The organism is Bacillus sp. 1A, from assembly GCF_052682215.1.
Window position 1 is genome coordinate 5,460,381 of record NZ_JBQYLZ010000001.1, and the last position, 14,820, is coordinate 5,475,200.

General features: G+C 35.5%; 11 protein-coding genes and 2 pseudogenes. 1 reads left to right on the top strand and 12 read right to left on the bottom strand.

The genetic code is table 11. The features are described 5' to 3' along the window. Positions 1-80: 80 nt before the first annotated feature. Entirely contained in the window at positions 81-998 is a 918-nt protein-coding gene (locus ACUN0F_RS27960; RefSeq protein ID WP_445540507.1) for an alpha/beta hydrolase, read from the bottom strand. 168 nt (positions 999-1,166) lie between these two features. Between ACUN0F_RS27960 and ACUN0F_RS27965 the strand changes: the two genes are divergently transcribed. Next, positions 1,167-1,712 carry a TetR/AcrR family transcriptional regulator gene (locus ACUN0F_RS27965; RefSeq protein WP_149237070.1) on the top strand — a complete coding sequence of 182 codons (546 nt, stop codon included), beginning with the start codon at positions 1,167-1,169 and terminating at the stop codon, positions 1,710-1,712. 56 nt (positions 1,713-1,768) lie between these two features. Here ACUN0F_RS27965 and ACUN0F_RS27970 read toward each other — a convergent pair whose 3' ends face one another. From ACUN0F_RS27970 to ACUN0F_RS28020, 11 genes and pseudogenes are all read right to left on the bottom strand, one after another. After that, positions 1,769-1,909, bottom strand: coding sequence for a hypothetical protein (locus ACUN0F_RS27970; RefSeq protein ID WP_445540866.1), 141 nt, complete (start codon positions 1,907-1,909; stop codon positions 1,769-1,771). Positions 1,910-1,957: 48 nt separating this feature from the next. Continuing rightward, entirely contained in the window at positions 1,958-2,488 is a 531-nt protein-coding gene (locus tag ACUN0F_RS27975; protein WP_445540508.1) for a hypothetical protein, read from the bottom strand. 26 nt (positions 2,489-2,514) lie between these two features. Then, a complete protein-coding gene (locus ACUN0F_RS27980) occupies positions 2,515-2,793 on the bottom strand; it encodes a DUF7660 family protein (RefSeq protein ID WP_445540850.1) in 279 nt (92 codons plus the stop codon). A gap of 18 nt (positions 2,794-2,811) precedes the next feature. Further along, a complete protein-coding gene (locus tag ACUN0F_RS27985) occupies positions 2,812-3,324 on the bottom strand; it encodes an SMI1/KNR4 family protein (RefSeq protein ID WP_445540509.1) in 513 nt (170 codons plus the stop codon). 375 nt (positions 3,325-3,699) lie between these two features. Further along, complete coding sequence (locus ACUN0F_RS27990) at positions 3,700-4,182, bottom strand: hypothetical protein (RefSeq protein ID WP_445540510.1); 483 nt, start codon at positions 4,180-4,182, stop codon at positions 3,700-3,702. Then, positions 4,179-5,357, bottom strand: a pseudogene (locus ACUN0F_RS27995) (RHS repeat domain-containing protein); the annotation flags it as partial. The pseudogene ACUN0F_RS27995 and the gene ACUN0F_RS27990, both read right to left, overlap by 4 nt. A gap of 68 nt (positions 5,358-5,425) precedes the next feature. Next, positions 5,426-5,671 (bottom strand): hypothetical protein, encoded by a 246-nt coding sequence (locus tag ACUN0F_RS28000; RefSeq protein ID WP_445540511.1) that lies wholly within the window; start codon positions 5,669-5,671, stop codon positions 5,426-5,428. Between the two features lie 361 nt (positions 5,672-6,032). Beyond that, positions 6,033-6,257 (bottom strand): annotated as a pseudogene (locus ACUN0F_RS28005) (RHS repeat-associated core domain-containing protein); the annotation flags it as partial. Positions 6,258-6,346: 89 nt separating this feature from the next. After that, complete coding sequence (locus tag ACUN0F_RS28010) at positions 6,347-7,066, bottom strand: DUF4261 domain-containing protein (protein ID WP_445540512.1); 720 nt, start codon at positions 7,064-7,066, stop codon at positions 6,347-6,349. Between the two features lie 235 nt (positions 7,067-7,301). Next, complete coding sequence (locus ACUN0F_RS28015) at positions 7,302-7,952, bottom strand: hypothetical protein (RefSeq protein ID WP_445540513.1); 651 nt, start codon at positions 7,950-7,952, stop codon at positions 7,302-7,304. Between the two features lie 125 nt (positions 7,953-8,077). Continuing rightward, on the bottom strand, positions 8,078-14,815 hold the full coding sequence (locus ACUN0F_RS28020) for a DNRLRE domain-containing protein (RefSeq protein ID WP_445540514.1): 6,738 nt from the start codon (positions 14,813-14,815) through the stop codon (positions 8,078-8,080). Positions 14,816-14,820 lie beyond the last annotated feature (5 nt).

Sequence of the window (14,820 nt, forward strand, 5' to 3'; positions counted from 1 at the left end):
CAGCAATCTTCACAATAAAACCCTCTAACTGCTAGATGCAAATCTAACAATTAGAGGTGCCATTCAAAACAAAATTACTTTTACAGATTTTCGTTATAGAAACTTGTTAATTTTTCAACTGCAATTTTTACTGGTTCTGGTTGATCGTATAAATCGTAATGACTCGCACCTTCCACAACAAGTAAATCTTTTTTCTCTGAAGCTGCTTTCTCATACAACTCATGACCATCTTTATAAGAACCGAATGCGCCTTGCTTGCTGCCGACAATAATTTGTAACGGCTGTGTTAATAATGTATCTGCTAAATGGAACGCATCAAAACCAATTACCGATCCCATGCTCGTAAAATTTAACTTATTTGGAGAGTTAACACTTTGCCCTCGCGGTGTTGTATAGTACTCAACTGCTTCTACAATATCTATATCCGTCATACCCGCTGCCTCTAATTCCTCCTGTTCTTTAGGAATCCAGTTTGTAATCATTACCTCTGCTCCGCGTGCTTCAGCAGTACGTTGTTTACCAATTGCCTCTAACACCCCAATCGGATCAGCTTCACGATTTAATCGACCGATATTTGCCCCGACAACTGTGCCAACTGCTTTAATACGGCGCTCTGTCATTGCGGCATTTACCGCATAACCACCGCCTGCACAAACCCCTAATACACCGATGCGTTCTTCATCTACATAAGGAAGAGTAGTTACATAATCTACCGCTGAGCGAATATCTTCAACCCGTGCAGCTGGTTCCTCCATATATCTCGGTGCCCCTTCACTTTCACCTTGATACGATGCATCAAACGCAAGCGTTACATAACCTTGTTCTGCTAATTTCTCCGCATATAATCCTGCTGTTTGATCTTTACAGCTACTACCTGGATGCACGCAAACAATCGCTGCATTTTGTTTCTTTTCCTCAGCACCTACAGGAATATGTAAAATACCTGCAACTTGTAATCCTCTTGCATAAAAACGTACATTTCTCTTCGTAACTGCCATATATAAAACCACCCTTACTTTATTTTTAATTTACACTTGTGAGAGTTAATACTCACGTGTATATTTATAATAAAGCGAGCAACCACTTGTTTCAATGACCACATTTACGCATTTGGGTGATAATACACACATAACGAAATATATGTATCAATAACGGAGGAACATCATATGGAGAAAATCGATAGAAGAATTATAAAATCACAAAACGCCATTCAATCCGCATTTATTGAAATGTTAATTGAAGATGGCTTTGACGAAATTACAGTAAAAAACATTACAGAAAAAGCGAACATCGGAAGAAAAACTTTCTACCTACACTACCTAGATAAATACAATTTATTAGACAAAATTGTAGACGACCATTTAAATCAATTAAGAGAAATATGCGATATAAAACAAACAAAAGGCTATATAGAAGGAACTGTCATATGGTTTGAATACTTCAAAGAACACAAGCCATTTTTCGCATCGTTATTTAGAAGCAACAGCACATTATCATTTCAGAAAAAGTTCCTAACGTTCATCATGGGGGAACTAGAAAAAAAATTAAACACAAATACGTCAGTAAATAAAAACATTGATACACACATCGTTTTAAAATTTTTAGGAACAGCTGTCATGGGCATTTTGGAATCTTACGTATTGGATGAAATTGATAATGATGTTGAGTATGTTGCGACGCAGGTTGGGGAGTTGATGGAGAGGAATATATAACGGTTATGAAAAAGTGCACCCAGATTGTTGGATGCACTTTTTATATTTTAACGCCTTTATTTTAATCCGTAATATTCATCGATATCATCATCAAAATCATCCCATGCTACAGACATGATTGGGTATGTATCCTTTGATGGTACTTCTATATTTTTATGTAGGAGGTGAATGCGTTCTTTCGGATAAATCATCTTCAAAAATACCTACTCCTGATACATACATTTTTGTACCTCAACTTAGTAGATTTATAATAAATTAAATGCCCCTTCACTAGGATAAACCTGTATATAATCTTCCTCATCGTTCACATAAGCAATCTTCACACCATCTAACAACCGCTGATTTTTCAATTCCTCTAGCGTTGTTTGCAACGCTTTATCAACGTCAATTACAAAAGTAAGTATGTTAATTGTCCCGCTTCCAATATCTCCACCATCACACTGTCCATTTCCAGACCACCCTAGTGCTTCATCCATAATCTCTTGAACTTGATGTCGCTTTTCCAATGCTTCTTCCAACTGATCATCTGTGTAATCATATTGCAAAACAAATTCTATCAATTCTTCCTCATCAAGTTTCTTATACCCACCTGCCAACTGTTCATCTGCTAACTCTTTCATTTCTTTTTCAACACGTTGAAATGGATAAAGTTCTATTTCATACATTTCACCTGTATCACCAACACAGCCACAATGTATAATTAAAGTTTTCTCATCTTCTCCCCATACTTCCCAGTACAACATTTTATCTTTTTCTTGCTTAACCAGTTTAATCATATAGTCGCCTCATTTTAAAATTTTCATTACTCATAAAAAGATCCAGCTAGTAATACCATCGCTAAAAAGTTCCATGATATATCTTTAGGCATCTCTTCACCTTTATTTTGAAAAACACCATCACAATCATTTAGCCATGCTTCCATCGATTCTAAGTAATCGGCTAATGTTATATTCCCCCAATCTTCTTGATTTTCTTTGAAATCTTTTTGAAGGTGAAATAAGAATTCTACTAGTTTTTCTTTTGAATCTACATCATCAGCTAAATCGTAAATATCCGTTTCGTTACTCCTTCTATCGTATATATTCCTTTTCTATCACACTCAACCACGCACCGCTTCTTCTAATAATAAACCCAACCATTCTTCCATAGTTCCTAAATCTCGTAAAACTTTCTTATTTCTTATATGTAATTCTAATACTCTACTCTCTTCATTAATAGCATATATTGTGCCCAAATCCATTGAATCTGCAAAGACAAAATATGAATCAGGAATTTTTTTGGAAGCATATAGTTGTTGAAAATTATACAAATCAAACGGTTGAAAATATTCTTCCTCATCAGAAAGACCACCAATTTTCGGCTGCCCTGCTATACGAACTAAATTTGCCAAAAAGCTTCCGTTCATTAGAGATAGTAGATATTTATATGGTTCTGGAAATACAGTTTCCATCTCATCTTCAAATACTTGAATTTCTTCTTTACTAAGGGGCGGATTTATCACATTCATCCAATTAACTTTATCTATATTTCCAAATACCTTAGTTCCAGTTCTTACCGTTTTTGCATCTTTTCCATATACTGGTTCCAGTTTTTTTATAATTATATTTTGCATACTTCAAACTCCTTTTATCCATATCTCCTTCAAAACAATACATTTTTATATCCAGTGGCAAACTAGTAATTAACCTACCTTTTCATACGTTTATTTCTGTAAATAAACTTACCAGTTGTAGGGTTCCTCCAATTTCCACCATGAAGACTTAAATGTTCTTTGCGTGTTACAAACCTGATATTATTAGGATTTCCAGCATGTTTAGGATATGCTTTAACACTTTTAATATGTTTACTGCCTTTGAAGTACTAAGGCATTTAAAATAAAAAATGCAGCCCAAAATTAAACTACCTGTTTAAATTTTGAGCTGCACCGAATCTACAAATTATATTTAATTTATAAAATTTTTTCATGAAAAAGCTGTATTAATTTTTATTATCTTTCACCTGCATGTACAAATTCGCCATACAAAGTTATTTCTCGATTTTCATAATAAAGATCAATAATCTCAGCAGGAGAAAATACATATTTTTCAATACATTCTTCCAATTTAAATATAGTAGCATCTATCGCCTCATGATAAAAACTTAAAAATACTATACCATCCTTATAAAATAAACTATCTTCAACAACATTTGATAATTCAAATTCTGATATATTAGTAAAGTTAATCTTTACTTTTTTCACATGACATGTTTCTTTGAAATTTACTGATTCATCCAAAATTATTTCTATCCCTTTTTGGATTGGACTGCTTTTTAAAGCATGTAATATATTTCGAGCCCCCTCTATATCAAATTTTAATACCAAATCAGATATTTCACCTACTAAGCTTAAGTCTAGCTCTTCATCATCGAATAATTCAATATACTCTTGTAAGTTTTCTTTTGTATATGTTTGCACTTCTAATATTATCATTTCTTTTTCCCTTTCTTTGAACTATATCTAACATGTACATTTTTCTTAACAACTCCATTTTTCTTTAAAAATTCAAAATGTACATGAGGAAAACCATGTTGACCTGTTATATCATTTTTCTTTGCCCTAAACTGTCTAGTACCATCTGCACTTCTCCATTTTCCAGCACTTATTTTCACATGATTATTACCTGAAAATTTCCGTTTTTGCTGATTAATATTACTTGGAGTGATAGCTCTTCTTTTTTCAAAAATCTGTTTAGTATATCCTCTTACGGCACGATCATTTACAAAACCAACAGCTTTTTTAGCAATTTTTCCTCTTCCACCGCCAACAAATCCCATTGCACCAGCTAATAAAATTTCTTTTCGACTTTTTCCAGACTTATAAGCCTGATAAGCACTGTATCCTCCTATAGCTGCATTAATAAGTAACCAGGGTGCATGTCCATCCGGATCAGGATCCACCGATAAGAACACACCATGGTCTGGGTTATAATAACGCGCAATCAAATAATACATACCAATTTCTTTATCATACATGTATCCCGCATATCCGAACGGATTGTCTGCTGCGATACCTTTCGTATCACTCTTTAATACGTTCCCCCATGAATCATATTCATACGTTGCTACAACTTCTCTATTTTGATCTGTCATCGCAATGACATCACCACGAGGATTATAGTGATAGTATAACGTTTGTCCTTTTGATTTCATTGCTAGTCGTACGCCACTTGTAGCGTATACATATTGACGAAGGACATTCCCATTTCCATCTGTCTCATATAACGGATTAATACTGTCTCCATCATAGAAGTAGCGTGTCACTTGACCATTTACACTCTTTTCAATACGACGATTATCCTCGTCATACTTATAAGTTGCGAATGCATTGCTTTCACCTTGTTTTGTGATAGATACAATTTGGTCGTCTTCATTCCACGTATACTTGTACTTTCCATCTGATGTACGATTGCCATTTGCATCATACGTTAACAATTCGTTTCCGAATTTTACAAGCTGATTTCCATCATTGAATGTTGCCGCTATAGATTTTGTTTCTTTTCCATTCTCTACAACTTTCACACTTGTACGGTTTCCAAATCCATCATATGTGTAAGATTTACTTGTTCCGTTTGGTAATGCCTCGTTTAAAATTGAATTCATTGGATTACGATCCAAAAAGAAAGAAGAGCCAATATTAGCCCTTCTTCCTACAAATCCATTATGCATCCAAACTATTAAGGCAGTAAATCCCCAAACATATCAATCAATCTCTCTAAATCCCTACCAAAATCATTAATATTATCCTGTTCATCAAAGCCTTTTTCAATTAATTCATCTGCTAATATATCTCTCAACTCATGTATGGTTTCAATTTCTAATATACTAAAGTCCTTACAATTTGCAATCCACAATAACTCAGGTTGCTTTTCCCTTAATATACTTTGCAATAACCCTTGCATATCTCTATCAAATTTACCCACGCTTATTTTTTCCTTTCCGTGTATATTTCGTTCCTCTAGCAAAAGTCGTTACGACTTGTCCCCTTTTATTTAAAACGACTACAGCTTGTTTACTAGTATATTTAATTGTTCCACGATCTTTTTGTATAGCTACCTTACCTGACCTAACTGTATGTAAGATGGCCTTTGGTGAAAGCCCTAATCCGTTATTACGACTAATCGCTTGATTAAACCCATGTTTTGTATATCCAGTAATTTTACCTGCTACTGCTTTCGTATTTTTGTATTTTAATGGTTGCTTTACAGCACGTTTAGCCAATTGTTTACCAACAAAACGACCTACATGCGGAGCAGCGATTCTCGCCCCGTGTACAGCGACTGGAATAAACCACGCTAAATGTCCATCAGGATCGATTTTCATTACTGGATTATTATCTCCATACGTATATCCATTTTGTGTCACAGGATCATCTTCGTCACCCGGATCAGGATCCACCGATAAGAACACACCATGATCTGGATTATAATAACGCGCAATCAGATAATACATACCAATTTCTTTATCATACATGTATCCCGCATATCCGGATGGATTGTCTGCTACGATAATTTAAAATCCTCAAAAAAGAGACCTAATCCATACTATCAGGTCTCCTTACACTACTAAATTGTTCCTATGATAAAACCCTAATATATTTAAGCCAATTCTAACTTCCATAATCCACATGGATTGTAAAATGGATCCTCTGATTCATAGCGATAATCTGTGGAGTAAGACAGTCGATACACGGGGGAGTTTTCCGTAAAACTAATTGTATCTCCATCTCTTAATTCGGGTTGCTCGACTATATTATATAAATTAAAATCATTTAATAAATCGCCAGCCGCTTCTGGTTCTATCTCTCCTTGTATAATTACATCTGGTAGAGCGAATGCTTGCATTCCACATGAATAATAACCATCTTCATCTCCAATTAAAGTTACAACATGCGAATAAATGTGGAATATCTCCTTATTTTCTACAAGCTCCTGCCATTCATCTTTAGAATACGCTACACCTGTTGTTTCAATTTTTAAAGCAAGTCCGCCTGCATTTAACAAGCCGTTTCCTACATCAATAACTCCTTTTAACTCCTGCATATTTTGCACATTAGCAATAATATATACTGTATAAGTATGTTCCTCTAACTTGCTAAGTAAGTCCTCGTCAAAACGACCGCCACTTGCATATAAAAAAGCTTCTCTTAAAGATGGATCGTGATCATATACATCAATTTCAAAAGCAATATCTTTCTCAATATGATGTATGATGTTACCTGCTAAAATATATCCCATACTTTTACTAACAACTTCTTGTACTAATTCTGTCCTGTTTTTCCATTGACCAGGTATTCCTATTATAATTTGTGATTCCACCGTAAGAAACACTCCTTTACAAACCTTTAGAATATTTTTTCTTTATGATTCTAGGTAAAACTACAGCTCATTTTTTATACAAATTCTTTGTTACTCAATATACAAAAACACAGTTCACCCTGCCATTAATTATTAAAACTCTTAATTCCAAACAGCCTAATCTCAAAAGCGTAATTTATAAATTGTGTGTCTTGCCTTTACATTAAAATAAAACCTTCAAGGCTGCGGAACAAACTTAAGTGCTCTGCATTGAAGTTTGTATGATTAGACATTCTTTGCATAGGTAAAAGTATAAATAACTCTCTCCTATTTGAAAACTTATTCCTCCTGTAAGTTCCCCTTCATTCCCATAATCTTCTCCGGCCACCATAGCCACATATTTCATACTTTTAGAGCAACAAGGACAATTTGCCTCTATAGAATCGTCTATATATATAGGCTCTCCTAGTATTCTGCAAATATAATCTGATCCTATAGCATCTAAAGCTTGGTCATATTCATCTTCATCACAGGGAACATCATAATTCTCCATGGTTATTAATTTCATATCATATTTCGGCAAAGGAACTGGTATCCTATCGATTAATTCATATTTCCAATCAAACATCTCACTTTGATTAATAGTATGTATAGAGCGTTCCGTTATATTTATTTTAAAATTTTGTTCATCTTCATATAAGGAACAATTTAAACAAGTGATTAACGGCAATTCTGTTAGTTCTTTCGTTCTAAGTTCCTCTAATCGAAAATCGTTTAAATCAAAAGTAAATATTTGATGTGCCTGTTCATTACATTGCGGACATATAGGCACATCCCAAGTTTCCCCACCAAAATAATGATTATGTTTATCCTTACCGTATATCACTCTAAAACCTATACTTTCCATACACGTAACACCTACTTTATAAATGGATTTGCTATCCATTCTTATTTTTAACTAATATTTTATAGGATACATAATAGTATTTCACAAATCATTATTTGTGAAATACTATTATAATTTAAATTTAGTTATCTCCTTTGTTTAGGATATAACTTTTGTCCGTAGCTTACAGTTTGCTTCAAACCATAATTGTATTTTCTTCCAAATTGACGTTTAACATCCCAAACATCTCTTGCCAATCTTTGCCTAGCATTTAATCCTTTATCTATCCTCATGGTAGCCTTTCCTTTACCGGCAAAGCTTCTTGTTAATTTATGATCAGCCTTTGTCATAAGTAATGCTGGTCCCTTACCTCTACTTATACCTATACTCTTATTATAAGCATTTTGAGGCATATGATGTCCTACATATTTTGTACCTTTTAATTTATTTACACTATTAAAACTGCCGCCTCCAATTGCTCTTGTAAGCTTTCCAGCGTATTTGAGTTTACCACCGCCTACAAATCCTAACGCAGCCTTTCTTAATATTACTTTTTTGCTTGCGCCAGACTTATAAGCTTTATACCCATCATAAACTGCAAAACCAGCATTTATAGCCAACCAAGGTGCATGTCCATCTGGATCGGTCATCATCACAGGATTGTTATCCCCATAAGTATACCCATTCATTGTAACCGGATCATCTTCATCACCCGGATCTGGATCCACCGATAAGAACACACCATGGTCTGGGTTATAATAACGCGCAATCAAATAATACATACCAATTTCTTTATCATACATGTATCCCGCATATCCGAACGGATTGTCTGCTGCGATACCTTTCGTATTACTCTTTAATACGTTACCCCACGAATCATATTCATACGTTGCTACAACTTCTTTATTTTGATCTGTCATCGCAACGACATCACCACGAGGGTTGTAGTGGTAATATAATGTTTGTCCTTTTGACTTCATTGCTAGGCGCGTGCCACTTGTTGAGTATACATATTGACGAAGAACATTTCCACTACCATCCGTCTCATACAACGGATTAATACTATCTCCATCATAGAAATAACGTGTTACTTGACCATTTACATTCTTTTCAATACGACGATTATCATCATCATACTTATACGTCGCAAATGCATTGCTTTCACCTTGTTTTGTGATAGATACAATTTGGTCGTCTTCATTCCACGTATACTTGTACTTTCCATCTGATGTACGATTGCCATTTGCATCATACGTTAATGATTCGTTTCCGAATTTTACAAGCTGATTTCCTTCATTAAATGTTGCCGCTATAGATTTTGTTTCTTTTCCATTCTCTACAACTTTCACACTTGTACGGTTTCCAAATCCATCATATGTGTATGATTTAGTTGTTCCGTTTGGTAGTGCTTCATTTAATAATTGGTTAATCGGGTCATATACAAAGTTTGTTTCTGTTACTTTTCCGCCCGCACCTTCATGTTTAATCTTCGTACGGTTACCCGATTGGTCATATTCATAGCGTTCCGAAAGTAGAATACTATTTGACGTACCTACTACTAAATCTTTAATTTTGTTCGCATGGTCATAGTTAAAGGTAGAACCTGAACCATTTCCAGCTGTATACGTACGAACATTTCCTTGATCGTCATAATCAAAGCGATACGTTTGGGAACCGTCTGTCACACGAATGTTTTGATCTAACGTGTTGTAGTCATACGATACTTTATTTGTGTATCCGCCTTGTGTTACTGTTTGTTCTTTTAGTTTTTCTGTCTTACTGTTTGCTTTGTCGTGATATGCCCAGTCAACTTTTCCGCCTCGGCTATCTGTTGCACTTGTAACGCGGTCAGCCTTATCGTATGTTTTCGTGCGTTCTACGCCGTTGACAAGATCTTTCACTTTCGTAACTTGTCCATTTTGATCACGTTCGAATGTAAATGAATCTTTTCCGTTACGTTTTTCACCAACGACGCGATCTGCTGTATCATATACAGATTCTAAAATCGAGCCATTTGGCATTTTCGTTTTAATCTTGTTTGCATTTTCATCGTACGTATGTTCAATACGACGGTTTAACGCATCAATATACACTGTATTTTTATTATCTACATCATATTCATATTTGTGTGTTTGCGTTTTCCCACCAAACATGACAGATTTCTCAGTTGTATTTCCATTATGATCATAACGATAATTTACAGAGGTACCATTTTTTAAGGTAACCTTCGTTAATAGATTATCTTTGTTGTAATCATATAGTTTTGTATTTCCTTTTTCATCTGTTTCGCTCTTTTTATTTCCTGATGCATCGTATGTGAATGTATTCTTCTGTCCTTCCTCATCATACGTCGCAACAACATTTCCGTCGTTGTCGTACTCGTTTTTAATAAGGGCGTTTCCTTCTAGTAAACGAATATTATCAAACCATACTTTCCCTTTATTATTTTTTCTAAAGAGAACATACACTGCTACGTTTTTAATCGGTTTTTTCGCTGGAATCACTACAGCACTACGATTCCAATCATTTGTACCACTTGGGAATTTCGCTTGATAATTCTCTCCACTACCGTCTTGATAGTATATATCTGCCCAAATAGAGTAATCTTTCGAAAGCTTGTCAGGTGCATCATTTTCTACATTTTCAGATTTAGACATCCCTGTTACTGTTAGAGGGGCTGCTGTTTTCTGATTTAAATTCACCCATGTAGCATATCCAACATCGGATCCACCATATTGACTACGCTCTATTACAATAGACGAATCCCCTGTAAAGCTTTGCTCATGGGAAGTATCTTTTGGATCACAACTTGTTCCATCTCCGCGAATCCACCCTGGAATACAACCTTTCTCCGTCATATTCTCTAAACTACTATTTGTAATTGGATTAAAACTAGAAGAAACGTCTCCCTTTTCCAATTGTATCTTGTCAAACCATGCAGAACCACTCGTAGAAGAACCACCATTTTCTACTTGTAAATAGATTTTTACTTTTCTCGTTTTCTCTGTTGTTTTAAAAGTAACTTGGCGGTTAACCCAATCCCTAGTTCCTTGAACTTTATTGTGACGATTATCGTTCCAACCACCATCTATACCAGCACCGTTTTCATTTAATGACTGTACATTGAAGAAAGCAGCACCGTTAGATAAATCCGTTTTCACCATACCACTTAATGTGTAAGTTGTATTTGGTTCTAGTGTTACTTCTTGAATTGCTGCGGTATAGCCCCACTCATTACTTGTTGCTTTCGTTGTAATCTTAAGTGATGACTCTCCTCCAAGACCACCTGGAGCTGGTGTTGCATCTTTTGCGATGGAACCGGAATTATTGTGATTTACTGGTACCCATTTATCCGTGCCATTTATCTCGAAGCTCGGATTTTGAACCAGGTTTTCCCCTGTTCCTAATTCTTTACTTGTTTCAATCGGATTACCGTATTTATCATGCTGTGTGAAAGAAGACGTATGAGCCTCTTGATCTGTTTCTGATACTTCTATATTTGCAGCCTTATAAGCAACTGTTGTTTCACGATTCTCATTATCTGTCGCTTTAACAATCCCGTTGTCTTTATTGTACTCAAACTTCTCAGTTCCCATTTCATCAGTAACAGAAGTTACATTTCCATTATCGTCATAGGTCGCTGTTTCTGTTTGATTTTTAGGAGTTGTTGTTTTCACCAAATTGTTTGCATTATATTCATACGTTGTCGTTAAATTTAGGCGACCCGCGTCTTCAACTGTTTTAACCGGGTTTCCAGCATCGTTATACGTATAAACAGTTTTACGTCCTTTAGGATTCGTTAATGTAACTTCTTTCGCATTCGTATTATATGCTAATGTCGTAGCTTTCCCTAATGGGTCCGTTATTTTTACTAATCTATTATTCTCATATGCATACGATGTTTTATATGGTTTTGCATCGGTATGTTGCGGATCATAAATAGATGTTAGCAGTCCATTATCATATCCATATTTATATACTTTTCCTTCTGGAGTTGTAGAAGAAACGAGTAAATCCCCATCATACTTAAATGTAATCGTCTTGTTATCTGGACCGATTACTCTTGCTGCTTTTTTATTATTCCCATCATATTGTACTAATAACTCTTTACCAGAAGCGTTCTTTACTTTTGATAAACGTGATTCACCATCATACTCATACGTCGTCGTATTTCCGTATTTATCTTTTGTATACTCAATACGTCCCTGTGCATCTCCAGATTTATAGAAAGTAACCGTTTGGTCTTTATCTTTTATTTCATATCCGCCTGATACTTGCTTAATTTCCAAATATACACCAGTAGGAGCTTGATACTTATTATCTCCGTTTTTAGTAAATGTGATATTTGCTCCGTCTGCCGAAATTAATAGTAGGTTTCCATTTCCTTCAGCCAAAATTCTTTCTTCTAATCCGCTAGACCAACCTGTACCAAATAAACCTACTTTTTTACTTTGGCTATTATATGTTCTTTCCACTGATACATCTGGTCCGCGCCCTGATAACGTAATGTCTTTCTCACTCATGATAAAGTTACCATTTGTAGCATTTACCTGTCCATTTAAAACCGGAATAGATGCCCAATAATCAAGCATCCCTATAAACCCAAAGTCTTGAGCAAATTTAGGTACAAATTCATGTGAAATTTCACTTTCAGCATGTCCGGCTTTACTATACGCTGTTACACGGAACCAGTAATTTTTAAAACCAGTATAGATTCCACCAGAATTCTTATACACGGGTGATGGATCTACCGCTAATTCTGTTCCTTTTTTATCATGATGAAGTAAATATTGACCTTTCGCAATTTCATCTTTCGTCGGCCAAATTTTCTCGTTTTGCGTTGTCCAATTTGTTTTACTTCCTACATCGAACGCTTCGTAATCTTTTCCGTTATAAATCCAAACCTTATACCCTGCTGCTTCTGGTACTGCATCCCATTTCAATGTTACATAACCAGTTGTTTGATCTGTCGCATTGATATAGGCCGAACCATCTGGCTTTTTTACTTGTTCCAATGGAATATAAACAATTGCTTCATCAGAAAGTGGACTATCCTCACCAGTTGGGTAGGTAGCTATAATACGAACCCAATATCCACGTGCACCACTATAATCTCCATACGGACTTTTATCTAAAAATGCATTTTTATAAATTGGTCCTGGATTGACTGGTGCTTCTGCACCTTTTCCGTCATCATGCACCCAATAACGGCCTTGTGCAATCTCTTCTGGCGTTGGGAATATTTTTTTATCTTTTGTTGTCCAACTTGTTACATTTCCAACTTCGATCTCATCATATCCATGTCCATTAAATATTGCTACTTTATAACCATTCGCTCCTGGAACAGCGTCCCATTGTACATTTAAGTGACCTGAACCACTACCACTACCATTTGAATAAGTTTGTACTCTCGGTTTATTCGGTTTTGCGTAAGAATACTTTACTTCTAAGTACGGTGCATTTGCTCCACTTTCAGCTGCAATAAACTTCTTCCAATGGCTCTGACCATTTCCATTTGCATGTAGTTTAAAACCGTTGTTTTGTTTTGCGCCTTCTACCCATGCTTTCACTGTATTCGTTACATTAAACTGTGCCCATTTTCCTCGTCCCACATCAGTTTGTGCAATGTTGTTAGAACCTGGCTTATTATTCCAGTTAACTCCACCAACATTCCAGCTACCTGTAACTTCATCTAACCAAACACCATTCGGTTGATTTCCATAATAATGCCAAACAGCATAAGCGTGGAAAGTTGCGCTTTCAATCTTTGCACCTTTTAAACTTGTAACATTCGGTTTAATGAATGCGAAGTTTGTTCCAGTTGATCCATCATAATACCCAACTTTTAATGTATAAGCATTTTGACCGGAATCCCAAAGTTTTCCTCCTGAATAGTTTACAGTTGGATAGGCACTTGCAGCGTACGCATTTTCAAAGTTACCTAGTTCAACAGAAGGATCCACATATACCGGATATTTTCGCTCTGGTGCTTGTAACCACTGCGGGTCTGCGGTAACAGTTAGTGTATATGTTTTTTCATCTTTCTTCTCAATATTGTAACGAACCGCATCTGACGTTACAGCCTCACCTGACTGTTGATCCACATTTGAATCGTTCATATACGGTTTCGGTAATGTGAAGACTTTTTCTTTTTTCTCATTTTGGAAGTCGATAGAACCCTCTTCCTGTAAGCTCGGTGTTAAATCCGTTTCTAATGCAAATGTAAAAATATGATGTCCTGTATATTCACGTAATACAAAATCTTCTTTTACATTTTCATTAAACGTCGTACTCTTTAAATCAATATTTGGAAAAATCTCTTTATACCATACTGTATTCTTTTCATGTGTTGCAGTAACTGGTGACGGCTTCAATTCACCTTTCTCACCATTTGCACTTATTAATTTATACTGAATGTTATGATTTTTCACTTTAAATTGAACGTACTTTCCATCTTGTGTTGATTTCTCAAATTCTGGTTCTAATGTTGTATTTTCCGTTACAATTTTTTCATTTGGTGCTTCTACTAATTTCGGTGAAACCTCTTCTAACTTTCCATCTTTCTCAATATGAATCGGTTCCGTATATACCCTTTTCGTATACGTACCATCATTATTATCGAAAACTTTCTCTGTTTCCGTTCTTTCTTCTACAATCTCAGTCGGATTTGCCTGTGATTTAGCCTTATCCTTTTTTAACTGATCTGGATGTGGAGCTGGTAACTCCTTTTCCTCTTTCTTTTCTGTTTCTGGACTTTGTTCTGAATTTGGAGATGGTGTAAACGGTGGTGCCGTTTCTGCCAATCCATTCAGTGGTACGGAGGTAACGATTAATGCAACTACGATAAGTTGGATTAAGTACCTATACCATTTCTTTGCTTCCATAAACT